The organism is Methylobacterium sp. Leaf94 (assembly GCF_001426045.1).
Taxonomy (GTDB): Bacteria; Pseudomonadota; Alphaproteobacteria; order Rhizobiales; family Beijerinckiaceae; genus Methylobacterium.
Map to the genome: position 1 here is coordinate 77,543 of NZ_LMRM01000009.1, position 26,785 is coordinate 104,327.

Sequence of the window (26,785 nt, forward strand, 5' to 3'; positions counted from 1 at the left end):
AGCCCCTCCCCCTCGCGGGAGGACGGCCGCGGAGGGGGTGGACGAGGCCCCGCCCCGCGCCCCCCGACCCTTGCTCCACGCCACGACCCCGCTCTCCGCCGAGGATTCCGCCATGACCGCGCACGTCCAGGCACCGCCCACCTCCGTCAAGACCACCTGCCCCTATTGCGGCGTCGGCTGCGGGGTGGTCGCCACGCCGGACGGGCAGGGCGGCGCGGGCATCGCCGGCGACACCGCGCACCCGGCCAATTTCGGCCGGCTCTGCTCCAAGGGCTCGGCGCTGGGCGAGACGCTCTCCCTCGACAACCGCCTGCTCCACCCGCAGGTGGACGGCGTCCGGGCGAGCTGGGAATCGGCGCTCGGCACCGTGGCGGGGTCCCTGCGCCGGATCGCCGAAGAGCACGGGCCGGACGCGATCGCGTTCTACCTCTCGGGCCAGTTGCTGACCGAGGACTACTACGTCGCCAACAAGCTCGCGAAGGGCTTCCTCGGTACCCCGCACGTCGACACCAACTCGCGCCTGTGCATGTCGAGCGCGGTGGCCGCCCACCGGCGCGCCTTCGGCTCGGACACCGTGCCGGGCTGCTACGAGGACCTGGAGGAGGCCGACCTCATCGTCCTGGTGGGCTCGAACACCGCCTGGTGCCACCCGATCCTGTTCCGCCGCATGATCGACGCGCGGGCGAAACGCGGCACCAAGCTGGTGGTGATCGACCCCCGCCGCACCCAGACCGGTGCGGAGGCCGACCTCTTCCTCGGCCTGAAGGCCGGCACCGACACGGCCCTGTTCTCCGGCCTGCTGGTGCACCTCGCCAGCACCGGCTCCCTGGACTACCGCTTCGTCCTCGACCACACGAGCGGCTTCGACGGCGCCCTGGAGCGGGCGCGCGCCATCGCGCCGACGATTCCCGCCACCGCCGCCGCCACGGGCCTGTCGGAAGCCGACGTGGCCCGGTTCTTCGAGCTCTTCGCGCGGACGAAGCGCGTCGTCACCGCCTTCTCGCAGGGGGTGAACCAGTCGGCGCAGGGCACCGACAAGGGCAACGCGATCATCAACTGCCACCTCGCCACCGGCCGCATCGGCCTGCCCGGCGCGGGGCCGTTCTCCCTCACCGGCCAGCCCAACGCCATGGGCGGGCGCGAGGTCGGGGGCCTGGCCAACATGCTGGCCGCCCACATGCACTTCACCCCCGAGGAGGTGGACCGGGTCCGCCGCTTCTGGTCGGCGCCCAACATCATCACGGGCGAGGGCATGAAGGCGGTCGCCCTGTTCGAGGCGATCGAGCGCGGCAAGATCAAGGCCCTCTGGGTGATGGGCACCAACCCGATCGTGTCGATGCCCCGCGCCGACCGCATCCGCGCGAGCCTGAAGGCCCTCGACCTCTACGTCGTCTCGGAGGCGGTGGCCGACAGCGACAGCGCCCGGGCGACGGGACGCCGGACCGTGCTGCTCCCGGCCCTGGCCTGGGGCGAGAAGGACGGCACGGTGACGAATTCCGAGCGCCGGATCTCGCGCCAGCGCAGCTTCCTGACACCGCCCGGCGAGGCCCGGGCCGACTGGCAGATCATCTGCGACGTCGCCAAGCGCCTCGGCCACGGCGAGGCTTTCGCCTATTCGGGCACCGCCGCGATCTTCCGGGAGCACGCCGGCCTCTCGGCCTTCGAGAACAACGGCACCCGCGACTTCGACCTCGGGGCCGTCAGCGACCTGGCCGACGCAGCCTACGCCACGACCGCCCCGCTGCAATGGCCGCTGCCGAAGCGCGGCAAGGCGCGCGCCCGGCTCTTCGCCGACGGCCAGTTCTACACCTTCGACAAGCGCGCCCGCTTCGTGGCCGTGCAGACCCCGACGCTCGCCGAAGGCGTGAGCGAGGCCTATCCCCTCGTCCTCAACACCGGCCGGGTCCGCGACCACTGGCACACGATGACGCGGACGGGAAAGAGCCCGCGCCTCTCGGCCCACCGCGCGGTGCCCTTCGTGGAGATCCACCCGGACGATGCCGCCGCCCTCGGCCTGAAGGACGGGGACCTCGCCCGCCTCAGCACGCCGCACGGCAGCGCGACCCTGGAGGCGATGGTCACCGACGCGGTGCGGCCGGGCGACCTGTTCGCCGCCTTCCACTGGAGCGCCGCCACCGCCTCGGATGCCCGCGTCGGCGCCCTGGTGCGCGGCGTGCCCGATCCGGTCTCGGGCCAGCCCGAGCTGAAGGCGACCCCGGTCGGCCTCGCGCCGGTGCTCTATCGCAACCGGGGCTTCCTGCTGACCCGCGGCGAGCACACCCTGCCGGGGGGCTGGTGGTGGGCGCGGGCCACGATCGCCGGCGGCTCGGGGCTGCAATTCGCCACGCAGGAGAGCTCCCGCGCCGTGGCGCTGATGATGCGCGGCCTGTTCCAGGGCCACGAGCTCGCCGAATACGCCGACCACGCCCGCGGACGCTACCGCTGCGCCGTCTACGAGGCCGGCCGCCTCGTCGCCTGCCTGGCGCTGGGCCCCGCCGAGGCCCGCCCGGGCTGGGACGAGGCCAAGGCGCTGTTCGCGGACCCGGAGCCCGCGCCCTCGGCCCGACGCGCCCTCCTGACGGGCCGCGCCGAGACGGCCTCGGCCGGTCCCACCGTCTGTGCCTGCCACGGGGTCGGCCTCGACGTCATCACGGGGGCCATCGCCGCGGGGGCCGGCACCGTCGAGGCGGTGGGCGCCGCCTGCAAGGCCGGCACGAATTGCGGCTCGTGCATCCCCGAGATCCGCAAGCTGCTGCCCGAGGCGCTTGCGCGCAACGCCGCATAGGCTCACTTTCGGCCGAATCGACACCCATCTCCGAGCCTCATGAGCACGCCCCGCATCCCCCGTGAAACCCGGCCCGCCGGCACCGAATCAACGCGCGGCGGAGCCCCGGCCGGCCTGGAGCCCTTGGCCGTCCTGCCGGTCTTCGTGCCGCTGCAGGGCAAACGCGCGGTGCTGGCCGGCTCCAATGGCGGTGCGCCCTGGAAGGTGAAGCTGCTCGCCGCCGCCGGGGCCCACGTGGACGTCTATGCGCCCGAGCCCAGCGACGAGCTGCGCGCGGTGCCGGGCGAGATCGTCGCGGGCTCCGTCACCCTGCACGAGCGCCAGTGGCACGCCGACGACCTTGCGGGGTCCGCCTTCTGCATCGGCGCCATGGAGGACGAGGACGACTGTATCGCCTTCGTGGCCGCCGCCCGGGCGACCGGCGCCATCGTCAACGCGGTCGACCGGCCGCATCTCTGCGACGTGAAGTTCGGCGCCATCGTCAACCGCTCGCCCATGGTGGTGGGCATCTCGACAGAGGGCGCCGCCCCGGTCTTCGGCCAGACCGTGCGGGCCCGGATCGAGGGCATGCTGCCGCGCGGGTTCAAGGCCTGGATCGGCGCCGCCCGCGACTGGCGCGAGGAGGTCACGAGCCGCTTCCACGGCTTCTCGGACCGCCGCGCCTTCTGGGAGCGTTTCACGGATCGGGCCTTCGCGGAGCCCGACCGGGTGCCGACGGACCGGGACCTCGCCGAGCTCCTGGGGCAGACCGAGGCCGCGCCGAAGGGCGGGGCCGTGACCCTCGTCGGCGCCGGCCCGGGGGACGCCGAGCTCCTCACCCTCAAGGCCCTACGCGCTTTGCGCAACGCCGACGTCATCCTGTACGACGATCTCGTGGCGCCGGAGATCCTCGACTATGCCCGCCGCGAGGCCCGCACCATGCTGGTGGGCAAGACCGGGCACGGCCCGTCCTGCCGGCAGGACGACATCAACGCGCTGATGGTGCAGCTCGCCAAGTCCGGCAAGCAAGTGGTGCGCCTGAAATCCGGCGACCCCCTGGTGTTCGGCCGGGCCGGTGAGGAGATCGATGCCTGCCGGGCCGCCGGCATTCCCGTCAGCGTGGTGCCGGGCGTCTCCGCGGCGCAAGGGGCGGCGGCCTCGCTCTGCGTCTCGCTCACCCACCGCGACGCGGCGCGACGGCTGCAATACGTCACCGGTCACGACCGGCGCGGGGCCCTGCCCGAGGACCTGAACTGGGGCGCGCTGGCCGATCCGAGCGTCACCACCGTGGTCTACATGCCCAAGAAGACCCTCGGGGTGCTGCTGGAGCGGGCGATCGCCGAGGGCCTCGCCCCCGCGACTCCGGCCCTTCTCGTCTTCAACGCCACCCGCCCGAACCAGCAGGTGGTGGAGGGCACGGCCCAGGATCTCGCGACCCGGGTCGAGGCCGCCGGCCTCGACGGTCCGGCGCTTCTCATGGTGGGCGACGCCCTGCGCCGCGGGGACGCCGAGGCGGCGATCGCCGCGATCGAGCCGGACAAGCTCGCCATCTGAGGCAGGCCCAGCCGGGCGACGGTTTGGTGGCGACGGTTTGGTGGATTGCCCGGGGGCGGCGCCTGTGGTCTGAAGCCGCCACATCCCTGGATCGCAAGGCCGTTCCCATGCGTCGCACGCTCCTGCCCCTCCTCGCCTTCGCGATCGGCCTCGTGGGGCTCTGCGTCGCGGCCTTCGTGGTGCTGGCGCCCAAGACCCAGGAGGGCGGGACGAGCAGTGTCGGCGGCCCCTTCATCCTGACCAACCAGGACGGGCAGCGCGTCACCGAGCGCGATTACGCGGGCCGGACACATCTCGTGTTCTTCGGCTTCACCCACTGCCCCGACGTGTGCCCGACCACGCTGCAGCAGATCGGCGACGTGCTCCAGGCCCTCGGACCGAAGGGCCAGGACGTGCGCGCCCTGTTCATCGCCGTCGATCCCGAGCGCGACACGCCCACGGCCCTGAAGACCTACCTGGCGAGCTTCGACCCGCGCATCGTCGGCCTGACCGGCTCGCCGGAGGAGGTGAGCGCGGCGGTGAAGGCCTACCGGGCCTATGTCCGCAAGGTGCCGACCAAGGACGGCGACTACACGATGGAGCACACCGCCCTGGTCTACGTGATGAACGGCCAGAACCGCTTCCTCAACGCGCTCAATCTCGCCCGCCCGCCCCAGGAGGCGGCGGCCGAGCTCGCCAAGATGCTTTAGGTACACAGGTGCTGTAGGCACGAGGCTGTCAGGATCGCGTGGCGCCGCGGGGCGCCGGGCCGTCGGCCCTGACGACGGCGGGGGCCGGTGCCTCCCCGAAGCGTCCGCCCCGGAGCGACCATGACCGTCCTGTCGGCCTTCCCGATCACACCCTCGAACGCCGACGGCCAGGTGGACCTCGGCGCCTTGCAGGCTCTCCTGCAGCCCCTGGTCGCGGCCGGGGTCGGCTCGATCGGCCTGCTGGGCAGTACCGGCACCTATCCGTTCCTGGCGCGCCACCAGCGCCGCCGGGCCGTGGAGGCCGCCGTCGCGGCGGTGGCGGGCCGCGTACCGGTCCTCGTCGGGGTCGGCGCCCTGCGCACCGACGAGGCGGTGCGGATGGCCCAGGACGCCAAGGGCGCCGGGGCCGAGGGCGGGCTCCTGGCGGCGATGTCCTACACGCCGCTCACCGAGGATGAGGTCTTCGTGCATTGCGAGACGGTAGCGCGGGAATCCGGCCTGCCGCTCTGCCTCTACGACAATCCGGGCACCACCCATTTCCGGTTCACCCCGGCCCTCGTCGGCCGCCTCGCCCGGGTTCCGGGCATCGTCGCGATCAAGAGCCCGGCGCCGGAGCCGGGCGGGGCGGCGGAGCATCTCGGCGCGCTGCGCGCGGTGGTGCCGGCCGGGTTCTCCCTTGGCTATAGCGGCGACTGGAACGCGCTCGCGGCCCTGCTGGCGGGGGGCGAGGCCTGGTACAGCGTCGTCGCCGGGCTGTTCCCGCGGCCCGCCCTGGCGATCGTCCGGGCCGTCGAGGCCGGCGACACCGACGAGGCGCAGCGCCTGAACGCCCGGCTCGCGCCGCTCTGGGACCTGTTCCGGACCTATTCGAGCCTGCGGGTGATCTATGCCTGCGCCGATCTTCTCGGCCTCTGCCGCGCGGCGCCGCCGCGGCCGATCCTGCCGCTGGAGGGGGAGGCGCGCCGGCGGGTGGCCGACACCCTCGCGGCGCTGGAGCTCGGCTGAGCCGGACCGCCCTCACTGCGGGCGCAGCGCGCCGGTGCGGGAGGTGCGGGCGAGGCCGTGCTCGGTCTTGTTCCAGCGGTTCGGTGCGCGGACGAGCTCGTACAGCCCCGACCAGGCGGCGAGGCTGATGAGCAGGAAGTAGACCGGCATCCCCGGCACGGTGGTCAGGAGGTCGAACCAGCCGCGCCGGACGCAGCCGAGGGCCGCCGGCAGCAGCATGGCGAGCAATCCGGCGACGAACAGGGTGACGGAGGCGCCGGTGGGGAGGTTCGCCCAGAACCCCCCCGGGGCCGGGGACCCGTTCCACGCGAAGGCCGCGAAGTCGTAGGCCGCCCGGCCCATCAGGAACGGGTAGGCGAGGGCGGAGATCACCGTCCCGGGCACCAGGGCGACGGCGCAGAGGGTGCCGAGGGGGCCCAGCTGCCGAAGCGTCCGGCGGGGGGCGCGGGCGTGGGTGAGGCTGGTCTGCAGGAATCCCTTCATCCAGCGGGTGCGCTGGTGCAGCCAGGGCCGGACCGCGCGCGGCGCCTCCTCCAGGGTGTCGCTGCGCAGGTCGCCCACGCGGTAGCCCGCCCGCGCCAGGCGGATGCCGAGGTCGGCATCCTCGGTGACGTTCCACGCGTCCCAGCCGTGGAGTTCGCGCAGGACGCCGGTGCGGAAATGCGTCGAGGTGCCCCCGAGGGGAATCGGCACGCGCCAGGAGGCGAGGGCCGGGATCAGGACGTCGAAGAGGGCGGCGTACTCGATGGCGAAGCAGCGCGTCAGGCGTCCGTCGTCCATGTTGTCGATGACGAGGCGGCCCTGGAGGCAGGCCGTGATGCGGGAGGCGCGGGCGAAGCGGGTGGCCGCCGCGCGGAGCTGACCCGGGTCGGGCACGTCCTCGGCGTCGTAGACCACGAGGCAGGCCCCGCGGGCCAGGGGCAGGGCGGCGTTGAGGGCGCGCGGCTTGGTCCGGGGCAGGCCCGCCGGCACCCGGACGATCTCGAACCGGGCCGGAAGCGCCGCCGTCGCCAGGGCCGCGTCGGTCTCGCGGTCGTCGGCCTCGATCACCAGCTTGATGTCGAGCTTGGCCGCCGGGTAGTCGCGGTATTATGCAGCAACCTCACCCAAAAGCGTTGAGAGCAATTTTATTGATCCAGCCTTACTGGTGCTATGCGCGTATCATGGTTTGAACACGCCTTGACTCAGTTCTTTCCTACGCTTGATACAAAGCAAGGAAAGATTGGCGATAAAATGATCCAAATCGACTTGAACGCACCAACGATCCCAGACACTCAAAAAGTATGGAGATTGTTCCCTGGAGAAGGGTATCAGTTTCTAGATAATTTTGAAGAACAAGGCATAGCGTTCCTTGATACCCCAGGATTGGTTCTGCCCGACGGCGATCTTTCAGATGTAGATGACTGGGGACCAAGAATTGCTCATTCTCAAGGTATAAAGAACTTTATATCCGAGTATGGCCCCGACGAAGAATACGAAATTAATTTAGAGGATTTTGCCGACGCGACTGCGCAAGGTCGCGGGCGTGCTAGAATGTCAATAATAAACTTTTTTAATACAGCTAAACATTATGATATTGTTGTTTTGCCAAGCCCCGTCAGAATGGGGAAGATACTGATTGGCCAGATCGGCAACCGGCGCAGGGTCAAGGGTTTCGCACCTGAGAAGTATGGGAATACTTTTATTCCAGCCAGATCAGTAGAGTGGATAGGGTCTTTTCGAGAAAATACGATCTCTACAAAGTTATCGGAGAGCCTGAGAAATCAGCACGCATTTACGCTACTGGAGAAATCTCTGAAGCTTGAGGTTTGCGCCCTAGCGTTCGGCTCATTTGTTTCGGGTGATAACTACGTATCAACGGTTTATAATCAAGATAGCTTCAGAGACTCTGACGCCGCATTCCTCAGCAATTTATCACGCCTAGCGGCAGCGGCATGCATTTCTTTAGATTTGGGCGAGGCCGGTCTTAACCCAAACGATATTGTAGACATACTATTACGCGAGCCTCCGCTACAATATACCTGCCTACAAGAGTCGGATATTCACTCAGAAGGGTTTACGAGATACATAAGCCAAAGTATTGTTTCCTTTGTAATCGTTGCCCTAGCAAGCTCTTATATCCAATTATCTCAAGTCCATGGCGCTGAGCAGATGCAGCAAGAAATCAAGAAGATGGTGATTATGAATTCATCGCCAAACGCAGACCCTCGTTGCACTTCACGAGTTTCAGAAGCGGTGAAAAGAATTTACGACATGGTTCCGATGGACAAAACCATGGCAATATGCGATGCTGCTCGGTCAACGGGCGGGCGTGGAATATTGCCCAGTGCGCGCCCACGAAATGGGAATTAGAGTTTGACGATGCCGACTGAGCCATCAGTCTCCGAGAGACCCACTGAGGTCCAAGCGCCTAAATCAAGTGGGTTCTTGAGTCATGCTCTTACGGCCGCTGTAATTACGAGCCTAATTTCTGCTGGCGTAAGCGTCTATAGCGCACGTCTTTCCTACGAGTACCAATCCGTTACCCAGGTCAATCAGATCAAGATTGACAAGGTTCAGAAGTTTGATGCCAACAGTTCAGAAATCGTAGATGCTCTGAACACATTCATAATCGCCGTAAATAAGTCGCAAGACCTCACAAAGGCCAAAGAAAAATTTAAGACTGTACTGCTGTCTCAGATCCAAGATGCAGAGAGTATCAAGCGTCTATTTGGGAAAGAAGAAAATGCTCTGATTTCAAGTTATCAAAATGAAGTGGTAAAATTTAATAAGGATGTGCAGACATTTGTTGACGCAAAAGATATCGGACAGTGGGCGGAAAACCTTGGGAAGGTGCTTGATCTTCGCTCTGATCTTGTAAAGCAGCTACAGGAAAATGTTCAAAAAAAATCTACTTAGATTTCATCTGTATCCGCTAATTTCCACACTCGCACGTTAGCTCGTTTTCCAGCATCCCTAATCCGCCCTTGAACAGCGGCTTGGCTGAGGCTTTGAATTAGCCTATATGCAACCGCCTTGCGTAGCATTGCGTCCTTATCGTCCCACCCCTTCGCGCGTATGACGGCCAGAGCAATCTCACGTGTCGTCAGCGGTCTACCAGCTTCCGCAATGGCTCGCTTACACAGTCCAAACATCTCTCCATAGGCGAACAACCTGTTAAGGTGCGCGTAGGCTGGGAAGCGCGTCTGAGTGGTGGGCGATAGCTCGTAGAGTGAGAGAACAGCCGTCACCGCCGACAGATCGCTCTCTGCCGCCCGAAGCTGGTCACGCAGCACCATGATATGCGCTTCGATCTCATCCCGCTTGGCAGTGAGGGTGTTGACGATCTGAGGCAGGGCCATCTCAGGCCACCTTCGCCGTGTGACGCTGCCAGTAGCCCTTCCAGACTTTCGACGGGGCGTGCGTGAGCGCGGCGCCCGTGATGAGGGCATACTGCTCACCGTTGCTGACGCGGCGATGGTTCTCACGCCAAGCCATCTCGCCAGCGTAGGCGGCGAGGTAGGGGCCGGCGACGTGGTGATGCACGCCCATCTCGGCGCGGCGAAGGCGGGAGAAGAACGACTCGGCTTGGTTGGTGCAGGCGCCGTCAGCGCTGTACGCCTGCTGGTGATTGATGCGGTGAGTCTTGAACGAGGCGTGGAGACGATCCCAGCCCTTAGCCTCATCGGCGTGAACAACGCTGCCGGGGGCGACGCGCTCAACGATGGTCGGCACGGACTCGGCCTCAGAACGGAAGGCGAAGGTGAGAGCCTTGCCCTTGGTCTCACGGATCACGACGACGACGCGGCGCTTGCCGGTCTGGTTCTCGGCAAGGCGACGGTCGCGCCGATCCGCCTTCATGTTCTCGGGACGAACGTGGCCACCGAAGTAGGCGCCATCCACCTCAACGTTGCCCTCAAGGGTCGTATCAGCCGACTCGGCGGCGACAGCCTCGCGGAGCTTGTGAGCCATCACGAAGGCCGTGCGGTACTGGCAGTCGAGGTCGCGGGAGAGTTGGAGGGCAGAGTGGCCCTTTGCGCCGTTGGCGAAGATCGCGATGGCGAGAAGGTGGTCTCGGATCGGGAGCTTGCGCGAAGCGAAGATGGTGCCGCTGGTGACGCTGTACTGGTGACGGCAGCCGGCGCACTTGAAGAGCTTACGGGTGGCGATGAACGAGTGCTTGAGGCAGCCACAGCGGGGGCAGAACGGGGCGCCCTCGGTAGCCTCCCAGCGGATCGCCTTAAAGGTGGACCACGCCTCATCGTCCGACATGCGGGCGACCTTGGAGAGGTTGAGGGTGCGGGCCGCTTTTGAGAGAAGAAAGTGCTGGGCCACGGGTCAACCTCAACGTTTTGCGTTGAGGTGAGTTCTATGGGTTGAAAAGAGCTATGTCAACGCTTTGAATTGCCCTTGACGCAAAAAGACGCCTGCCTTAGCTCTCAATGGCAATGAGCCCTGAGCAATGCCGTGCCGCCCGAGCGTGGTTGAACTGGTCGCAGCAAGACCTGTCTGCCCGCGCCAACATCGGTCTGAGCACGATCCGTCAGTTTGAGAATGGCTTGCGAAAGCCGATCGCCAACAACCTGCTGGCGATGCGGCGAGCGTTTGAAGAGGCTGGCGTGACGTTCTCGGACGAACCGGCCGGGATCACCGTGGAGGGTAACCCCGGCGCGACTGCTTAGAACGGGAGCGGGGAGGCTCCGAAGTGCGAGAGGCCGCGCACGATCTTAGAGACCGTGCCGCCGTTCACACAGAAGTAGTGAGAAGCCTTCTGCTGGCTCCAACGGTTCACAAGGACGGCGTGCAAGATGTGGCAAGCCGTGACGTGGTCACAGGGGAACTCTGCGGGCATGACGTATCCTTTACCGAAATCGGTTTGAGGGATGCCGTCCGGCTTGAAAGATAGCCCCGAAGATGCGACTCTAAAGCTGTGACGCCTTGCATCGCGGGGTTCTTCCAAGTCGGATCGACTTAGCGCTGTGTGGTCCTGGCCGGGCCGGCATTCCCTTCCTAGGGGGATTGTCGGCCCGACTGCTTTCTCTCCCGGCTCGAACCTACGCCAGAGAGCAAGCCCGCAACTTCTTCATGTACCTTTGCTCAAAATATTGACAGTCTAGCCCTTATTATTCAGCAGCGAGATCTGCGGAATAGACTGCTCAAGATTACGATCTGGAATGTAGCCGCAGAGGCTCTGCACCATATCTAGCGAGAAGCCTATAGACTCCTCTGCGCCCTCTTCGTGGATCAGTCCCTTAGACACAAGCATAGCCCAAGCCTTGATAAGAAGCCCTGGCATCTCTAGCGGCAGCTCGCCGTCTAAAGGCTCGGTCTTAAGCCAGCCCTTCACAGCCAAGACTTTACGAAAAGCGATATACTGCCCTTCGTCTAGCGCGCCGATATCCTTGCAGCGATGAGCAATCGCCTGCATAGACACCCGCCAGCGCTTCTTCAGACCAATTAGATGAGACGATCTTGTAGAATAGAATTCCGCCAAAATGGACCCGCGAGGCAATAGAAAGGACCCCGCGAACCAATTGGCCTCTTTTTCTATGCGATCTCGGATTGTTTTGTCTTCGATGTCATCTTGAGATATGTGCTTGTGCAACACAAGATGGCCAAGCTCATGGGCTGCGTCGAAACGAGACCGAGCGCAAGACGACTTATCCGACCCAAGCAGAATATATGGTCGGCCTTCGATCCAGCATGAGAAAGCATCAATTTTGTCTGAGCCCATGGAAAAACGCGAGACAATAACGCCGTTAGTTTCCAGTAGGGCAATCATATTTGCTATCGGGCCATCACCCAACTTCCAATGGCGACGAACGCTAGTAGCAATAGCCTCAATAGCGTCTAAATCATACATGTCGCTTTGAAGCTCATCCTCTATCAGAGGAATGTTCGGAGTCGGAAGCTTGATGTGTCTCAAGAGAAATTGCAGAAACTCCCAAAGCCACTTTGTCTTAGCTTCTAAAGCATGGTTTATTTTGTTGGTCTTTGGTCCAACACTTCTAAAGTAACGAGCACCACGCACGCCTTCGATAGGCTTTGTAGGCTTCAGAAAGAACGAAACAGGTTGGTTCAAGATGCTAGAGATCTTGAGCAAGACGTCCATGTCGGGACGCCGGTCGCCCGCCTCATAATAGGCGACCGCCTGTCCAGTTATACCCAACTGTCGCGCCAAGTCGGCGCGCGCGACCTGTAGCGCAACCCGAGCTTCGGTGAGGCGCTGCGGAACGAAACCGTTAGTTCGGTCGGGGAAGCGGACGACGTTGCGCATTAACTGTTATCGCGGATCAATCTCAGGAGGTTTTCCAGGGCTTCGGGATCAGGTGATTGAGTCGGCCCCTCCTCAGGCGGCACCGGTGAAGTGGTGCCTGGAGGTATGTCAGCCACCTCAAAAACCTTGGGCAGAAGGTTCGGTGTTCGCCATATCAACTTAGCCCGAGTGGGATGAGGAAGGCCCAGCGTGGCGAACGTCAGATTTCGATGTCCATGTAAAAGTACGATATGTTTCTTTTCGTTTTCTTCTCGGATCGCTCGATTTTGCTCCGGAAACAGATCGGCCATGTTCGACTCGCCGAAATTGACCCGAAAGGCAGCTCGCCGGGGCTTGGTGTTCGGCTTATCGACCTGATTGATGGTGATGCGAGAGCGCTTCCCTCGCATCACGAGATGCTTGCCCGTCGGTGAGGCGTAGTCATCCCACGACGGCTCAAAGGGCAGGCTTCCAGCCTCTATAAGCCGCCGAAACTCGTGCTCAGCCGCCTTGCAGATCAGGTCGCCCCGCTGGTAGCGCCCGCTCGGATTGTCCAGAAACTCGGTACGAAGGATCAGCGAGTCGGCGGCTTGATAAGCGCGCTTCAGCGCAGGCGCAACGAGTGGCCGGAGCCCTATCGGAAATTCTTCATCAATCAATGATTGAGCAGGGTTCTCGGCCTCGGCCATCTCACCACCGTTGAAAAACGCGTCTTTCAACAGAACTAGCATTTCTCGGAAAAAAATCAACACCCAGGCCCGTCGCCACCACGCGCCTTAGCTATCCAACGACCTCAACGCTTTTGGGTGAGGTTGCTGCATAATACCGGGTAGTCGAAGCGCGACAGGGCCGCCACGAGCCGTGGCACGACCGGGGCCTCGCGGTGCAGCGCCACCAGCACCGTGTAGACCGGCAGGGCAGTGTCCGGCAGCGCCGCCTCGGGCGGCCGGTCCGCCTCGACGCTGACGGCGGCGATGCGGACCGTGACCATGACGAGGAAGCCGAGCTGCATCAGGGTCCAGGCGCCGACCAGCACGGGGGCGGGGAGGAACGCCGCGGCGATGCCGACGGCCCCGAGGACGAGGCCCGCGATGGCGAGGTGCGGCCCCTGCGTGTCCGCCCCCAGCGCCCAGTCGGGCCGGTGGCGCTGGAGCGTATCGGCGGCGGCGGCCGCGATGCCCACCGGGTTGGCGGCGAACGCCGCCGCCTGCAGGGCCCGCGGCGTGGTGATGGCCGCGCGCGTACCCGTCCGCAGCAGCGCGGCGATGGCGGCCCCGCGGGGGGCGCGGACCGTGGCGGGCCCCGGGGCCATCAGGGGCGCGACCCCGGCCACGAGGCTGTCGGGATAGCGGGTGCCCTCGCCGAGGCGCAGGTCGCCGGCCAGGAACGGGACGCCGAGGGCGGCGGCGAGGCCGCGGTAATAGGCCTCCTCGGTGATCAGGTCGGCGTGAATCAGGGCCGCGGCGGCATCGGTGCCGCAGGTCCGCGCCAGAGCGGCGGCCCGCGCCAGGCGGCCCGCGTCGAAGCCCTGGCGCGCGAGGAACGCGATCTCGGGCGGCAGGGGTTCGGGCGGCAAGGGGTCAGACAGCAGGGGCGCGGTCCGGCCGTCGGGGGTGCTGAAACCGCGAAGCGACACCGTGCACGACCTCCCGGCGGCCCGTGGATGTGCTAGGGGAGGGCCGTGAGCCAGTCCGTTTCCACGCGCAACCCGCGCGCCACGATTGCAACTTCCGCGTTTGCCGGCCGAAAGGCAAGGCGGCGTCGGGGCCGGGCGGCGGCTTGTGCACTGGCGGCGGCCGTGTGCGGCCTCGGCTCCGCTCCGGCGGCCCGTGCCGAGGGCGTGACGATCCCCAACTTCTGGAACCCGCGCGCCCGCCAGGAGCGCATGGAAACCCAGCCGAGCGCGCGCACGGTCCGCTTCCTCACCGACGACGACTTCCCGCCCCTGCACTTCGCCGGCCCCGACGGCACGCCCACCGGCTTCGTGGTGGAGCTCGCCCGCGCGGTCTGCGAGCGCCTGGCCATGACCTGCACGGTTCAGGCCCGGCGCTTCGACACCCTCCTCGACGCCCTGGCCGAACGGCAGGGGGACGTGGTCGCCGCGGCGATCCCCCTGACGCCGGCCCTGCGCGCCCGCTTCCTCGCCACGCGCCCCTATTTCCGCTGGCCGGCCCGCTTCGCCGCCCGCACCGACAAGGGCCTCCCCGCCCCCTCGGCGACCGCCCTGGCGGATCGGAGCGTCGGCGTGGTCGGCGGCACCGCCCACGCGGCCTATCTGAAGGCGTTCTTCCCCAAGGCCGCCGCCAAGGACTTCACCGACCTCGCCACCGCCGAGGGCGCCCTGCGCCGGGGCGAGGTCGACTACGTCTTCGCCGACGGCCTCAACCTCGCCCTCTGGATCGGCGGCGTCGAGGCCGCGGGCTGCTGCGCCTTCACGGGCGGCGACTACCTCGAGAACCGCTACTTCGGCGAGGGCATCGGCCTCGTCACCCGCTCCGACGACCCGGCCCTGTCGCGGGCGCTCGACGACGCGCTCCAGCGCCTCTGGGACGAGGGGAAATACGCCGAGCTGTACCTGCGGTTCTTCCCGGTGAGCCCGTTCTAGGAACCGGCGCGCCGATCCCGCAGCCCGGCCCTCTGCCCGAGGCGACCGGGCGTTGAGGCGGGCCGCAGCCCGCGCACCGAGGAGCCTTCCACCATGCTGCTCTACGAGCACCCGCTCTCGTCCTACGCCCAGAAGATCAAGATCGCGCTGCGCGAGAAGGGCGTGCCGTTCACGGCGGAGCTTCCCGAGAGCTTCGGCACGGGACGGGACGCGGGGCCCTTCGCGGCCGCCAATCCCCGCACCGAGGTGCCGGTGCTCCTCGACGGGGACGTGACGCTGTTCGAATCCACGGTGATCCTCGAATACGTCGAGGAGCGCTGGCCGGAGCCGCCCCTGCTGCCGGCCGAGCCCGCGGCGCGGGCCTTCGCACGGCTCACCGAGGAGGTCTGCGACACCCAGTACGAGGCGGTGAACTGGGGGTTCGGCGAGGTGCTGTGGTTCCGCCGGGCCACCGGAGACCTCGCCGCGCACCTGCGCGCCCAGGCGGCGGCGCAGACGGCGGTGCTCCAGGGCTGGCTGTCGGAGCGCCTCGGCGCGGCCGCGTGGTTCGGCGGTGCGGGCTTCGGCTGGGCCGACGCGGCGGCGGCCCCGATGGTCAACCGCTCGGTGCATTACGGCCTCGGGCCGGCGCCGGGGACCCCGCTCGCCCGCTGGCACGCCCGGGTGAGTGCGCGCCCCGCGGTGGCGGCGACCTTCGCCGAGTTCGACGCGGCCGCCGCCCGGATGGCCGAGGCCCCCGACCTCTACACTTCCGGCGGACGCCGCCGCGAATACCGCGACCATCGCCTCGACTGGATGATCCGGTCGGGCGGCATCGAGGTCGTGCTCGCCGGCCTGCGCGACGGCAACGTCCGCTTCTCCTGGCCGGCCCCCCTGGCCGAACCCGTCCCCGGGTGATCGCCCCTCAGAGGCGCAGGCGCCCGGCACCGGCCGCGACCGCGAGCAGGAGGGCGGCCACCGCGAGGAAGGCCAGGGTCAGGCTGGTGGCATGGGCGAGGAGCCCGATCGCGGCGGGGCCGGCGAGCACCCCGGCATAGCCCAGCGTGGTCACGGCCGGGATCGCGAGGGCGGCGGGCACGGTCTCCTGCCGGCCGGCGGCGGTGAACAGCACCGGCACGATGTTGGCGCAGCCCGCCCCCACCAGGGCGTAGCCGAGGAGCGTCGCCGGCCAGAGCGGCACCGCCGTCGCGAGGCCGAGCCCGGCGGCGGCGAGGAGCGCGCCCAGGACGACGATGCGGCGGCGGCCGATCCGGCGCACGAGGGCGTCGCCGGTGAGGCGGCCCGCTGTCATGGTCAGCGAGAAGGCAGCGTAGCCGAGGCCGGCCCGGGCCGGATCGAGGCCGCGCTCCTGGATCAGGAAGACGCCGCTCCAGTCGAGGGCCGAGCCCTCCGTGAGGAAGACCACGAAGCACAGGAGCCCGATGCCGAGCACGGGGCCGCGCGGCAGGGCGAAGGCCGGGCCGCCGGGACCCCCCGCCACCGCCGGCAGGATGCCGGGCAGGGCCACGAGGAAGGCGGCCGCGATGGCGGCGACCACCCCCAGGGTCGCGGCCGCCGGCGTCAGGCCGAGGCTCAGGAGCGCGCTGAAGCCGGCGGCCCCCAGGATGCAGCCGAGGCTGTAGAGGCCGTGGAAGCCCGACATCATCGGGCGCTCCGCCCGGCGCTCCACCGTCACCGCCTGAAGGTTCATGAGGCAGTCGAGCAGGCCGAGGCCGATGCCGAGGCCGGTGAGGGCGGCGGCGAGGACAGGCAGGCCGGCGGCGCGGGAGAGCACCATCAGGGCCGTTCCGGTGACGAACACGGCGACCGCCAGCACGGGGCGGGTGCCGAAGCGACCCGCCAGGGCGCCCGCCACCGGCATGGTGGCCAGGGAGCCGATGCCGAGGCAGAGGAGGAGCAGGCCCAGCGTACCGTCATCGAGGCTCGCTCGCGCCTTCACGAGGGGCACCAGGGGCGCCCAGGCCGCGACGCCGAAGCCGACGATGAGGAACAGGAGCCGGGTGGCGCGCGTCTCGGCGGGGCGGGCCGCCCGCGCGATCGCGCGAAGCGCGGCGGGTGCGGCCCGCGTGATCTTCGATCTCGCCGGGACGGAGCGTGCGGACAGGGAACGGGGAGACATGGAGCGCGCGGGCATGGAGCGGACCGACATGGAGCCTTTCGGGTGCGCCGGACGGGGCCGTGCAACGGAACGGGACGGTGTCTCGCAGACACCCGCGGCGATGGTGTGAAGCCGGACGGCGCCGGGAACACGTCAGACCCGCGGCCGGTGCATCGGCCGCTGCGCCCGCCACCGCCGTTGCGCGGCCCGGCGGGAACGAAGGCGCAGGACCTGCGGGATCCTGTCGCCACCGCGGCCGTCAGCGCCCGCCGTCGGGTGCCCGTCTCGAGTCCGTCGGAATGCCGCTGCCGGCATCGAGGTTCGCGTCGACGCAGCTCCGGCCGGGAGGGGGGAGGGCGTCAGGTGCGACAGCACGGCAAGCCCGAGGGGACACGGGCGCGGCATGAGACGCTCGGGACCGGAATCCGGCGGAGCGCCGTCAGACCGCACACGGTTTCGACCGCGTTTACAGGGCCGGATGCCAGTCGATCGATCCGCGTTGACCCTCCGGGTCGCCCTCCCTACGGTGCCGGCCTTCGCGATCTCCCGTTCCCCCATCCTTGCAGAACTGACGCTGTCCCCATGCCGTCCCCGCTTCCCTCCGACCCCGATCTCATCGCGGCGGCCGCCACCGCCGCGGCCTGGCCCTTCGAGGAGGCGCGCAAGCTCGTGGCGCGGCTGGAACGCCGCCCGAAATCGGAAGTTCTCTTCGAGACCGGCTACGGACCCTCGGGCCTGCCGCATATCGGCACCTTCGGTGAGGTCGCGCGGACCTCGATGGTGCGCCACGCCTTCCGGGTCCTCACCAACGACAGCGTGCCGACCCGGCTGATCGCCTTCTCGGACGACATGGACGGCCTGCGGAAGGTGCCGGACAACGTGCCGAACAAGCCCCTGCTGATCGGTGCCCTGAACCAGCCCCTGACCCGCGTCCCGGACCCGTTCGGCACCCATGACAGCTTCGGCGCGCACAACAACGCCGAGTTGCGCCGCTTCCTCGACGCCTTCGGCTTCGACTACGAGTTCCGCTCGGCGACCGAATGCTACCGTTCGGGCGTGTTCGACACGGCCCTCCTCACGGTGCTGGAGCGCTACGACGCCGTGATGGCGATCATGCTGCCGTCGCTGCGGGCCGAGCGCTCCGCGAGCTACTCGCCGTTCCTGCCCATCCACCCGGTGACGGGGGAGGTGATGCAGGTGGCCATCGACGAGGTCCGGGTCTCGGCCGGGACCCTGGTCTGGCGCGACCCCAAGACCGGCGAGGGGTACGAGACTCCGGTGACCGGCGGGCACGCCAAGCTGCAGTGGAAGCCCGACTGGGCGATGCGGTGGGTGGCCCTCGGCATCGACTACGAGATGGCCGGCAAGGACCTGATCGATTCCGTCAAGCTCTCCGGCGAGATCGCCAGGGCGTTGGGCGGCGAACCGCCGGAGGGGTTCAACTACGAACTCTTCCTCGACAAGGACGGCAAGAAGATCTCGAAGTCGAAGGGCAACGGCCTCTCGATCGACGAGTGGCTCGTCTACGGCACGGCCGACAGCCTGGCGCTGTTTATGTACAACAAGCCGCGCGAGGCCAAGCGCCTGTTCGTCGAGATGATCCCGCGCCAAGTCGACGACTATCTGAGCTTCCTGGAGAAGTTCCCGGGCCAGGAGCCGGCCCATAAGCTCGGCAACCCGGTCTGGCACCTGCATGCCGGGCATCCGCCGGCGGCCGAGGCGGTCGGCAAGGGGGGGGCCCTCACCTTCGCCATGCTCCTCAACCTCGCGGCGGTGGCCAACACCGAGGACCCGGCCGTGCTGTGGGGCTTCATCCGCCGCTACGACCCGGATGTGGGGCCGGAGACCCACCCCGTCCTCGCCCGCCTCGTCGGCCACGCGCTGGCCTACTTCCGGGACCTGGTGCGCCCGGCCAAGACCTACCGGGCGGCCACCGAGGCGGAGCGGGCGGCCCTGGAGGATCTCGCGCAGACCCTCGCGGCGCACGAGGGCTCCGTCGATCCGGAGGGCCTGCAGGCGGTGGTCTACGAGGTCGGACGCCGGCACTTCCCGGACCTGTCCGGCAAGGCCAAGAGCCCGGACGGGCGCCCCGGCGTGTCGCAGGCCTGGTTCACCACGATCTACAACGTGCTGTTCGGTGAGGCGCGCGGCCCACGATTCGGCTCGTTCATCGCCCTCTACGGAGTCGCCGAGACGCGGGCGCTGATCGCCCAGGCCCTGTCCGGCGCCTTCCTGGCGGACGCCCCGGCCGCCTGACGCGGACGATCCTGCGTCCTCTCCCGGGAGCGGCGCAGAATAATGTCTGCGTCTCGAGGTGCGATTGCGCACAATTGTGCTTGTCGGCGCGTCCCGGGGCGGATAGAACGCCCTTCCACTGGACAGAAAAAAAGGCCGCCCCGGTGAGGGAGCGGCCCGAAGTCTAGGGAGGAAACGCCCAAGAAGGGCACACCGCGGCGACGCCATCGCCGCGGTGCATGGCGATCAGATGCCATCTCGCACCGCACCATGCAATTGCTTCAGTGAGGGAGCGGGCATGCGCCCAGTGCATGAAAACGATTTCAGACACCCTGTCGTCGGGAGTGAGGGCGGCCTTCGTCGTCAGCTGCCGGTCGGATCCGCCAGGCCGAGCTGTGCCAGGCTGAAGGCCCAGACCCGTTCCTGAAGCGCCGTGTCCCGACCTCGGGCCGAGGGCTCCACCGGCGCGCACCGGTCGAAATAGAGACCCGTGCGGCCTTCGACCGCGGGCGCGGTGGCGAGGTACAGGGAGGTCGCCGCGCCGTCCGCGGGCTTCGTCATGAACGGGCGGATCAGACGCCAGCCGAGGCCGAACCAACCGCCGGTCTCCGACGCGAAGCCGCTGGCGATGACGCCGGGATGGAGAGCGTTGCTGGTGACGCCGGTGCCTGCGAGCCGCCGTGCCAGGGCCGCACTGAACAGCACGTTGCCGAGTTTGGCCTGGGAATAGGCGGCGATCGCGCTGTAGCGCCGCGCATGGCCGATATCGTCGAAGGCGATGCGACCACGCCGATGCGCCGTCGAGGCCACGTTGACGATGCGGGCCGGCGCACCAGCCTTCAGGTGATCGAGGAGGGCGAGGCTGAGCTGGAGATAGGCGAGGTGATCCAGCGCCCAGGTCCGCTCGATGCCATCCGTCGTGGTGGCGTAGCGGTCGAAGATCGCCCCGGCGTTGTTCACCAGCACGTCGAGGCGCGGATAGAGCGCCCGGACCTCCGCGGCGAGGCGGCGGATCTCGGCCTGGCTCGACAGGTCGGCGACGAAGCCGTCGACCCGGGCTCCCGGCACCGCTCCACGGATCTGCTCGGCCGTGCGGCCGGTGCGGCCGGCATCCCGGCCCACGAGCCCGACCCGGAACCCCGCCCGGGCCAGCCCGAGCGCTGTCTCGGTGCCGATCCCGGAGGTGGCGCCGGTGACGAGGGCGATCCGGCCGGCCACGGACGCCGCCCTAGAACACCGCCTGCCCGATGGCGAAGGCGACGACCACGATGACGATGGCCACAACCAAGAACAGGCCGAACAGGATCCGGGCCAGGGAGCCGGCGCCCGAAGCGATTCCGGTGAAGCCGAGGCCGCCCGCGATGAGGGAGATCACGAAACAGATGAGGGCCCATTTCAACAGGGTCATGCGCAACACTCCAGCTCGCGGAACCGACCGATAACCACCTGGGGACGCAAGCGTTCCGCTCAAGCTCGGCTGTTTTGCGCGGCGTGTCCGGGGGGCGCCGGCCCGGCCGGGCGGGCCTCGGTTCCGGCACGCTCCAGGAGGATGTGTGCCAGGGCATGATAGAGCCCCTCGCGGCAGACCGCCTTCGAGACGGCGTCGGCGATGAGCGCCGCCACCATGAGGGGGATCATCAGGGCGTGGTCCTGGGTCATCTCGGTGACGATGACGAAGGCGGTGATCGGTGCCTGCAGGGCCCCCGTCAGGTAGGCGACCATGCCGAGGAGCACGAGGGCGGCCACCGGCACGCCGGAGAACCAGCCCTGCAGGGCGGCGCCGAGGCCGGCCCCGACGCTGAGGGAGGGCGCGAACAGGCCGCCGGGAATGCCGCTGATCGCCGAGAGCAGCGACGCGGCGAACTTGAGGGGCGCGAAGTCCGGATGGGACGCCGCGGTGCCGTGTAGGAGGGCGCGCGCCTCCTCGTAGCCGGTGCCGTAGATCGTTCCGCCCGAGGCGAGGCCGCACAGGGCGACCCCGAGGCCGCAGGCCGCCGCGAAGGCGACGGGACGGGCGGCGATGGCGGCCCCGAGACGCCCGGGCAGGCCGCGGGCGAACAGGATCACGATACGGGCGAACCCGCCGCCGGCCAGCCCCCCCAGCGCCCCGATCACCGGCACGGCGATCCAGCCCGGCCCGAACGGCAGGGTGGCGCTCGACGTGCCGAAATAGGTGTAGTTGCCGGTGAGCGCCATGGCGGTGAGCCCGGCCGCCACGATGGCGGCGACGATCAGTCCGCCGGTGCGGGCCTCGTAGGCCCGGCCGAGTTCCTCGATCCCGAACACGATGCCGGCGAGCGGCGTGTTGAATGCCGCCGCCACCCCGGCCGCACCGCCGGCGAGGATCAGCCCCGGCACGCGTTCCGGCGTGAGGTGGCCGGCGGCCGCCATGATCGCGGCCCCGACCTGCACCGTCGGCCCCTCGCGCCCGGTGGAGGCGCCGAACAGCAGGCCGAGGCTCATCACCACGATCTTGCCCGCCGCGACCCGGAGGGAGACGAGGGCCCGGCGCAGGGCGAGATGGCCGGTCTGGCGCGCCGCGATCACCTGGGGGATGCCGGATCCCTGGGCGTTCGGGAAGACCTCGCGGGCGAGCCAGGCGCAGAGGGCGAAGCCGAAGGGCGTCAGGGCGAGGGCCACCAGGGGCGAGACGCCGAGCACCTGCCGGAACGCGCCCTGGGCGGCATCGGCGAGACCCGCCATCAGGACGGCGGCGAGCCCGACGCCGATGCCGCCGACGAGGAACAGGAGGCGGTGGCGCCACAGCCCGAACGCGTCGCGGGTGGCCCCGCGCAGGCGCCGCATGCGCGGGGCCACCCCGGACCGGACCTTGGCGCGCAGCACCTTCACGCGCAGCACCTGGGCGGGACGGGTTCGGGGCATGCGATCCGGGGCTCGGGCGGGTCAGGGGCGGGGGGTCGGGAGGAGCTCAGGCAAGGTGCGTACCCCGCGGGGCCCTAGGCCTTGTCCTCCGCCTCCGCCCGGCAGAGGTCTTCGACGGTCCGGAGATAGGCCTTGGCGTCGAATTTCCGCAGGGAATTCTCGCTCTGGTAGCGCACCGTCCCGAAGATCTTGCGACGGGCCCAGGGCCGGTCGTGCAGGCCGTAGACCCAGGCGACGTTGGTGAAGGAGTTCGGGTCGCGTCCGTCGAGGAAGTAGCGGTTGTTGAGCCGCAGCGTGCGGGCGAAGCCCTCCTCGGGGGTGGGCGACCATTCGAGGATCTTCTTGCCCCAGTACATGCGCAGGTGATTGTGCATGTAGCCGGTCTCGCGCATCTCGGCCTGGGCGGCGTTCCAGTAGACGTCGTGCGTCCGTCCCTCCGCGAGCTCGGTCTCGGTATAGGTCTTCGGCCGGGCGTCGTCGGCATGTTCGGCCAGGACCTTGCGGGCCCATTCGGGAACGGCGCGCTCGTAGCGGTCGTAGCCCTCCGTGTAGTGGACGTGGTTCATCGCCAGTTCCCGGCGGATGACGACCTCCTCGACGTAGGACGCCTTGTCCTCGGCCCCGCCCGCCTTGGCGGCTCGAACCGCCAGCACGATCTCCACCGGCGAGATCTGCCCGAAATGCAGGTAGGGGCTCATGTGGGAGGCCGCCCCGGCCTCCGGCCGGTTGCGGTCGCTGCCGTAATCGGCGAACGGGCCCCCGAGATAGGCCTTGAGGCGCCGGCGCGCCTCGGTCTCACCCCCGGTGAAGCGCCGCACCGGTCCGACCGCGCGGTCGAGGCTCATGCCGGCCAGCACCTTGGCCGGGTCGGCGATGTCGACCTCCGATGTCGGCAGGCCGCGCCCGGCCGGATGCTTCACCCTCCGGGCGGTCAGGGGCGCGACGTAGTCGTCGAGGTGCTTGTGCAGCTTCGGGCGCAGGGTGCGGGCGGCGTATTCGTGCTTGGGCGAGGTGACCTCAACCGGCACCACGACGTCCCCCTCCACCTGCACGATCCGGGTATCGACGGCCGCGACGATCTCGTCGTACCAGCGCTTCTGGATCGCGAGGTAGCCCCGGTCGAGGACCAGGAGGGCGGCGTCCCTGGCCAGATCGATGGCGACCCGGGCGGGGGAGGCCTTGCGCAGGCAGAAGCCGATGCCACGGGCCTCGAGACCGGACGCCGCATCGGCGAGTCCCTGGAGCAGGAAGGCGTAGTGCCGGGCATTGGCTTCCGGAAAGCCGTTCTTGCCGTCGAGCAGCCCGAAGCCGGCGAGCACCGGCAGGCCGAGCCGGTTGGCCTCCTCGATCGCAAGCTCGAGCGCCGGATTCCCGTGGGCCCGATTCGCCTGCTGCAGCAGGTAGAGCACGTAGCGCCCCGCCGCCCGAGGCTCGGCCTCCTTCAGGATCCGAATCCGTCCCGCCTGAATCGCCATCGTCGCTCATCGCCTCCTGGTGCTCGTCACGAAAGATCGGGCCGCCGCCCATCGGGACGCCCCAGGCAGAAAGGGCCGCCCCGACCGAATCGACCCCGGAGAATGCGGCATAGGGCTGTGCGAAAACTGAATTCAAACAGCCCTTTAATGTCGCTTCACTTGAGTCTTCCCCCTCCCGGGGTCATGAGAATTTGCAGCGTCTCGGGTGCGTCATTTTGGATACAGAAATCGGGCAATGTGTTCCGGAGCACGAAAAGCGACACGGATACTGCCCTATCCGCCTTGCAATTCCGCGTGGGAGGATCAGATTGTGCATTGCGGGACCGCGATGGCGTCGCAGTCCCGCTGCCCTCCTTGGGCGTTTCCTCCCTAGACTTCGGGCCGCTCTTCGGAGCGGCCTTTTTTCTGTCCCGACCGTCCTAGCCACGCGCACGGGCCCGGATCATGAAGTTGTCGTAGGTGTACTCCGCCACCTGGAACCAGAGGTATTCCTCGTTCCGGAAGGTCTTCATCGCCTCGTGGATGCGCCTGAAGTCGGCGTTCTTGGCGCCAATCTCGGCATAGACGTCGTTGGCGGCCTTCAGGGCCAGCTCCATCACCTCCTGCGGGAACGGACGCAGCTGCGCACCGGCCGCCACGAGGCGGCGCAGGGCGCGGGGGTTGCGCGCATCGTACTTGGCCTGCACGTCGGCATGGACCTGGGCGGCGGCCGCCTGGAGGACTGCCCGGTAGCTCTTGGGCAGTCCCTTCCAGGCCTCGGCCTGGATCCAGAGATGCAGCGTCGAGGCGCCCTCCCAGAAGCCGGGGTAGTGATAGGTCGGGGCCACCTTCTGCAGCCCGAGTTTCTCGTCGTCGTAGGGGCCGATCCACTCGGCGGCGTCGATCGCCTTGGCCTCGAGGGCGGCGTAGAGGTCCGGTCCCGGGGTGGCCTGCGGCACCACCCCGAGCTTGGCCAGAACCTGCCCGCCGAGGCCGCCGATCCGCATCTTCAGGCCCTGGAGGTCCGCCTGCGCCTTGATCTCGCGACGGAACCAGCCGCCCATCTGCGCGCCGGTATTGCCGGCCGGCAGGGCGACGAGCCCGTGCCTGGCGAAGATCTCCCCGAACAGGTCGGCGGCACCGCCCTGGAGCCACCAGGCGCTCTGGCCGCGCGCGTTCAGGCCGAAGGGCAGGGCGGTGGCCAGGGTGAAGGTCGGATCCTTGGCGAGCCCCAGGGTCGCCGGTCCGTAGCCCATCTCGACGGTGCCGGCGGCCACGGCATCGAGGAGGCCCTCGGCGGGCACCGGCTCGCCGGGCCCCGAGGGCTGGATCTGGAAACGGCCGTCGGTGGCCTCCGCGACGATGCGGGCGAGCTGGTCGGTCGCGCCGAACAGGATGTCGAGGTTCTTGGGGAAGGCGCAGGCCAATCGCCAGCGCAGATCCGGCGTCGCCTCGGCCCGGACGGGGCGTACCAGGAGGGTCGCCGCGCCACCGAGGCCCGCGGAGAGGATAGCACGGCGCCCGGTGGTCGGGCGCGCGGAGGATGGGGGCATGACGCCTCGCTGAGAGATCTCGAATCGTCCTGTTGCGGCGCGTCGCGGCCGACCCGCGGCCCGAAGGTCCGCCGTTCACGAACGGCGAAGGGCCGGAAACGATCCCGAAACGGGCGGAGGCCCCGCGCCGGCGGACCGGACGGCGCGCAAGCCCAGGGGGGCTGCGCCCGATCGGGCGCCCGTTACTTGGCGTACGTGAAGGCGCCGTCGTTCCAGACGTAGAGGACATAGCCCTGAGCGGTGACGTCCCCCTTGCCGTCGAACCCCACCGGGCCGAGCACGAGATCGAAGCGCTCCGCGTGCAGGGTGGCGGCGATCCGCTTCGAGTCCGCCGTGTGCGCGAAATTGCCGGCCGCCACGAGGGCCTGGAGGGCGGCGTAGCCGTAGATCGTCGATCCTTCGGGCTCGACCCCCTCGGCCTTGAAGGCCGCGACCACGGCAGCGGCCTCCGGCTTGCGGCGGGGATCGAGGTAGAAGGTCATCAGCACGCCGTTGCTGGCCGGCCCGGCGATGGTGGCGAATTCCTGGGTGGCGATGGCCGAGGTCCCGAACCATTGCGGCTTGAAGCCACGCTCCGCGGAGATCCGCACGAGGCGGCCCATCTCGCGGGCGTCCCCGCCGTAATACGCCACCGCGATCCCGGCCTCCTTCAGCCGGTCGGCGAGGGCCGCATCATCGGCATCGCCCGCCGCGAAGGCGGTGGCGATGGCCTCGTTGATGCCGATCCGGTTGAGGTTTTCCTTCGTGGCGGCGGCGAGGTTGCGCGAACCCGGCGTCAGGTCGTTGAGGATGGCGATCTTCTTCTCGCGGAACCGCTCGGCCAGTACGGTGGCCGAGAGCTTGGCCTGATCGTCGTCGCGCCCGCAGACCCGGAAGATCGTCGGCAGACCCCGATCGGTGAGCTTGGCGGCCACGGAGGCGGCAGTGATCATCACCGTGCCGTTGGCGGCGTAGACCTCGGAGGCCGCCAGCGATGCGTTCGAGCAGACGTGGCCGACCACGAGGCGCACGCCCTGGGTCGCGTAGTGGTTGGCCACCGCCACGGCCTTGTTGGAATCGCAGGCATCGTCCTGCACGTCGAGCACGATGGTCTGACCGTCGAGCCCGCCCTTGGCATTGGCATCGCGGGCCGCGGCCTGGACCCCGCGCAGGACCTGCTCGCCGACGGCCACGTAGGCGCCCGAGCGCGGGACGGCGACGCCGATCACCACGTCGGCCCGGGCCGGTGCGGCGCCGAGGATCGCGGCGGCGAGGACCAGGCTGCCAGCCAAGCCGCCGGCGCGCCCGAAGCGCCGGGCCGCGCGTCTGAACCTCATCCCGCCCCGTCTCACGCCTCGGTCGACCTCGCTTACAGATAGAGGCGGATCGGCCAGCCGCCAAGGTTCGGCGCGTGCACCGGGTCCACGGCCTGGTGCCTCCCGGCATCGCTCGGGCCTGGGCGACCCGTGCGCGATGCCGCGCCAGAACGCAAGGGGGACCTTCGGCGCGGGCGTGAGTCGCAGACGCGGCACGTCCGCATCGGGGCGCACACCTTACCGGGCCGTCGCGTAGACCGAGGCGCCGGCGGTGACCGGTGCGGTGACGGTGGAGAAGACGGAGAGGACCTTCTGGACCTCGGTGAAGGGGGCGTTGGAGACGTAGACGAGGTCGCGGTTGCGCATGCGGAAGGCCTGGGTCAGGAACAGGCTGTTGGGGTCGCGCATGTTGATC

General features: G+C 68.4%; 22 protein-coding genes and 2 pseudogenes. 10 read left to right on the forward strand and 14 right to left on the reverse strand.

Features of this window, described 5'->3' with window-relative positions:
• Positions 1–112: 112 nt before the first annotated feature.
• From ASG63_RS07165 to ASG63_RS07180, 4 genes are all read left to right on the forward strand, one after another.
• A complete protein-coding gene (locus ASG63_RS07165) occupies positions 113–2,785 on the forward strand; it encodes a nitrate reductase (protein WP_056213625.1) in 2,673 nt (890 codons plus the stop codon).
• Between the two features lie 39 nt (positions 2,786–2,824).
• On the forward strand, positions 2,825–4,318 hold the full coding sequence (gene cysG / locus ASG63_RS07170) for a siroheme synthase CysG (protein WP_056213575.1): 1,494 nt from the start codon (positions 2,825–2,827) through the stop codon (positions 4,316–4,318).
• Positions 4,319–4,425: 107 nt separating this feature from the next.
• A complete protein-coding gene (locus ASG63_RS07175) occupies positions 4,426–5,007 on the forward strand; it encodes an SCO family protein (RefSeq protein WP_056213577.1) in 582 nt (193 codons plus the stop codon).
• Positions 5,008–5,127: 120 nt separating this feature from the next.
• Positions 5,128–6,012, forward strand: coding sequence for a dihydrodipicolinate synthase family protein (locus ASG63_RS07180; RefSeq protein ID WP_056213578.1), 885 nt, complete (start codon positions 5,128–5,130; stop codon positions 6,010–6,012).
• 24 nt (positions 6,013–6,036) lie between these two features.
• Here the strand turns inward: ASG63_RS07180 and ASG63_RS07185 are convergent.
• A pseudogene (locus ASG63_RS07185) lies at positions 6,037–7,095 on the reverse strand (glycosyltransferase family 2 protein); the annotation flags it as partial.
• Between the two features lie 96 nt (positions 7,096–7,191).
• Between ASG63_RS07185 and ASG63_RS25100 the strand changes: the two are divergent.
• Both ASG63_RS25100 and ASG63_RS25105 read left to right on the forward strand, forming a co-directional pair.
• A complete protein-coding gene (locus ASG63_RS25100; RefSeq protein WP_156394108.1) occupies positions 7,192–8,364 on the forward strand; it encodes a hypothetical protein in 1,173 nt (390 codons plus the stop codon).
• Positions 8,365–8,439: 75 nt separating this feature from the next.
• Positions 8,440–8,910: a hypothetical protein gene (locus ASG63_RS25105; protein WP_156394109.1), complete on the forward strand. Its 471-nt coding sequence runs from the start codon at positions 8,440–8,442 to the stop codon at positions 8,908–8,910.
• Here the strand turns inward: ASG63_RS25105 and ASG63_RS25110 are convergent.
• Both ASG63_RS25110 and ASG63_RS07190 read right to left on the reverse strand, forming a co-directional pair.
• The gene (locus ASG63_RS25110; protein WP_156394110.1) at positions 8,907–9,353 is read right to left on the reverse strand and encodes a hypothetical protein; all 447 of its coding nucleotides are present in this window, start codon (positions 9,351–9,353) and stop codon (positions 8,907–8,909) included. The two genes, ASG63_RS25105 and ASG63_RS25110, sit on opposite strands and share 4 nt — an antisense overlap.
• A gap of 1 nt (position 9,354) precedes the next feature.
• The gene (locus ASG63_RS07190; protein ID WP_056213582.1) at positions 9,355–10,326 is read right to left on the reverse strand and encodes an IS1595 family transposase; all 972 of its coding nucleotides are present in this window, start codon (positions 10,324–10,326) and stop codon (positions 9,355–9,357) included.
• Positions 10,327–10,439: 113 nt separating this feature from the next.
• Here ASG63_RS07190 and ASG63_RS07195 point away from each other — a divergent pair, with 113 nt between their 5' ends.
• Positions 10,440–10,673 carry a helix-turn-helix domain-containing protein gene (locus ASG63_RS07195; protein ID WP_056213584.1) on the forward strand — a complete coding sequence of 78 codons (234 nt, stop codon included), beginning with the start codon at positions 10,440–10,442 and terminating at the stop codon, positions 10,671–10,673.
• A gap of 431 nt (positions 10,674–11,104) precedes the next feature.
• Here ASG63_RS07195 and ASG63_RS24030 read toward each other — a convergent pair whose 3' ends face one another.
• The 3 genes from ASG63_RS24030 to ASG63_RS07205 are packed head-to-tail and all read right to left on the reverse strand — an operon-like array spanning position 11,105 to position 13,883.
• Positions 11,105–12,268 carry a helix-turn-helix domain-containing protein gene (locus ASG63_RS24030; RefSeq protein ID WP_082559210.1) on the reverse strand — a complete coding sequence of 388 codons (1,164 nt, stop codon included), beginning with the start codon at positions 12,266–12,268 and terminating at the stop codon, positions 11,105–11,107.
• A complete protein-coding gene (locus ASG63_RS25115; protein WP_156394111.1) occupies positions 12,268–12,999 on the reverse strand; it encodes a hypothetical protein in 732 nt (243 codons plus the stop codon). Before ASG63_RS25115 ends, ASG63_RS24030 begins: the two co-directional genes overlap by 1 nt.
• A gap of 41 nt (positions 13,000–13,040) precedes the next feature.
• Positions 13,041–13,883: a hypothetical protein gene (locus tag ASG63_RS07205; RefSeq protein ID WP_056213588.1), complete on the reverse strand. Its 843-nt coding sequence runs from the start codon at positions 13,881–13,883 to the stop codon at positions 13,041–13,043.
• Between the two features lie 150 nt (positions 13,884–14,033).
• Between ASG63_RS07205 and ASG63_RS07210 the strand changes: the two genes are divergently transcribed.
• Together ASG63_RS07210 and ASG63_RS07215 are read left to right on the forward strand one after the other, a co-directional pair.
• Positions 14,034–14,852 carry a transporter substrate-binding domain-containing protein gene (locus ASG63_RS07210; protein ID WP_056213629.1) on the forward strand — a complete coding sequence of 273 codons (819 nt, stop codon included), beginning with the start codon at positions 14,034–14,036 and terminating at the stop codon, positions 14,850–14,852.
• Between the two features lie 93 nt (positions 14,853–14,945).
• Positions 14,946–15,749 (forward strand): glutathione S-transferase family protein, encoded by an 804-nt coding sequence (locus ASG63_RS07215; RefSeq protein ID WP_056213591.1) that lies wholly within the window; start codon positions 14,946–14,948, stop codon positions 15,747–15,749.
• Positions 15,750–15,756: 7 nt separating this feature from the next.
• Here the strand turns inward: ASG63_RS07215 and ASG63_RS07220 are convergent, their stop codons facing one another.
• Positions 15,757–16,971 carry an MFS transporter gene (locus ASG63_RS07220; protein ID WP_156394112.1) on the reverse strand — a complete coding sequence of 405 codons (1,215 nt, stop codon included), beginning with the start codon at positions 16,969–16,971 and terminating at the stop codon, positions 15,757–15,759.
• Positions 16,972–17,532: 561 nt separating this feature from the next.
• Between ASG63_RS07220 and ASG63_RS07225 the strand changes: the two genes are divergently transcribed.
• Positions 17,533–19,206, forward strand: a complete 1,674-nt coding sequence (locus ASG63_RS07225) for a lysine--tRNA ligase (protein WP_056213593.1) — start codon at positions 17,533–17,535, stop codon at positions 19,204–19,206.
• 342 nt (positions 19,207–19,548) lie between these two features.
• On the opposite strand, the gene ASG63_RS07230 is transcribed toward ASG63_RS07225, so the two are convergent.
• From ASG63_RS07230 to ASG63_RS26390, 7 genes and pseudogenes are all read right to left on the reverse strand, one after another.
• Positions 19,549–20,403, reverse strand: coding sequence for an SDR family oxidoreductase (locus ASG63_RS07230; RefSeq protein ID WP_056213596.1), 855 nt, complete (start codon positions 20,401–20,403; stop codon positions 19,549–19,551).
• 10 nt (positions 20,404–20,413) lie between these two features.
• Entirely contained in the window at positions 20,414–20,593 is a 180-nt protein-coding gene (locus ASG63_RS07235; protein WP_056213599.1) for a DUF1328 domain-containing protein, read from the reverse strand.
• A 59-nt stretch (positions 20,594–20,652) separates the two neighbouring features.
• Positions 20,653–21,990, reverse strand: a complete 1,338-nt coding sequence (locus tag ASG63_RS07240) for a chloride channel protein (protein WP_056213635.1) — start codon at positions 21,988–21,990, stop codon at positions 20,653–20,655.
• Between the two features lie 152 nt (positions 21,991–22,142).
• Positions 22,143–23,543: a deoxyribodipyrimidine photo-lyase gene (locus ASG63_RS07245; protein WP_056213601.1), complete on the reverse strand. Its 1,401-nt coding sequence runs from the start codon at positions 23,541–23,543 to the stop codon at positions 22,143–22,145.
• Positions 23,544–23,962: 419 nt separating this feature from the next.
• On the reverse strand, positions 23,963–25,075 hold the full coding sequence (locus tag ASG63_RS07250; protein WP_056213603.1) for a TRAP transporter substrate-binding protein: 1,113 nt from the start codon (positions 25,073–25,075) through the stop codon (positions 23,963–23,965).
• A gap of 182 nt (positions 25,076–25,257) precedes the next feature.
• Positions 25,258–26,391 (reverse strand): branched-chain amino acid ABC transporter substrate-binding protein, encoded by a 1,134-nt coding sequence (locus ASG63_RS07255; RefSeq protein ID WP_056213606.1) that lies wholly within the window; start codon positions 26,389–26,391, stop codon positions 25,258–25,260.
• 216 nt (positions 26,392–26,607) lie between these two features.
• Positions 26,608–26,785, reverse strand: a pseudogene (locus ASG63_RS26390) (polysaccharide biosynthesis/export family protein); the annotation flags it as partial.

Bases quoted from the DNA above. Each gene is read 5' to 3' on its own strand.
- ASG63_RS07180 (WP_056213578.1), top strand. From the start codon at position 5,128: ATGACCGTCCTGTCGGCCTTCCCGATCACACCCTCGAACGCCGACGGC.
- ASG63_RS07235 (WP_056213599.1), bottom strand. From the start codon at position 20,593: ATGACCCTGTTGAAATGGGCCCTCATCTGTTTCGTGATCTCCCTCATC.
- ASG63_RS07245 (WP_056213601.1), bottom strand. From the start codon at position 23,543: ATGGCGATTCAGGCGGGACGGATTCGGATCCTGAAGGAGGCCGAGCCT.
- ASG63_RS07175 (WP_056213577.1), top strand. From the start codon at position 4,426: ATGCGTCGCACGCTCCTGCCCCTCCTCGCCTTCGCGATCGGCCTCGTG.
- cysG (WP_056213575.1), top strand. From the start codon at position 2,825: ATGAGCACGCCCCGCATCCCCCGTGAAACCCGGCCCGCCGGCACCGAA.
- ASG63_RS07195 (WP_056213584.1), top strand. From the start codon at position 10,440: ATGAGCCCTGAGCAATGCCGTGCCGCCCGAGCGTGGTTGAACTGGTCG.
- ASG63_RS07255 (WP_056213606.1), bottom strand. From the start codon at position 26,391: ATGAGGTTCAGACGCGCGGCCCGGCGCTTCGGGCGCGCCGGCGGCTTG.
- ASG63_RS07215 (WP_056213591.1), top strand. From the start codon at position 14,946: ATGCTGCTCTACGAGCACCCGCTCTCGTCCTACGCCCAGAAGATCAAG.
- ASG63_RS25110 (WP_156394110.1), bottom strand. From the start codon at position 9,353: ATGGCCCTGCCTCAGATCGTCAACACCCTCACTGCCAAGCGGGATGAG.
- ASG63_RS07250 (WP_056213603.1), bottom strand. From the start codon at position 25,075: ATGCCCCCATCCTCCGCGCGCCCGACCACCGGGCGCCGTGCTATCCTC.
- ASG63_RS07225 (WP_056213593.1), top strand. From the start codon at position 17,533: ATGCCGTCCCCGCTTCCCTCCGACCCCGATCTCATCGCGGCGGCCGCC.
- ASG63_RS07220 (WP_156394112.1), bottom strand. From the start codon at position 16,971: ATGTCTCCCCGTTCCCTGTCCGCACGCTCCGTCCCGGCGAGATCGAAG.
- ASG63_RS07165 (WP_056213625.1), top strand. From the start codon at position 113: ATGACCGCGCACGTCCAGGCACCGCCCACCTCCGTCAAGACCACCTGC.
- ASG63_RS07240 (WP_056213635.1), bottom strand. From the start codon at position 21,990: ATGCGGCGCCTGCGCGGGGCCACCCGCGACGCGTTCGGGCTGTGGCGC.
- ASG63_RS24030 (WP_082559210.1), bottom strand. From the start codon at position 12,268: ATGCGCAACGTCGTCCGCTTCCCCGACCGAACTAACGGTTTCGTTCCG.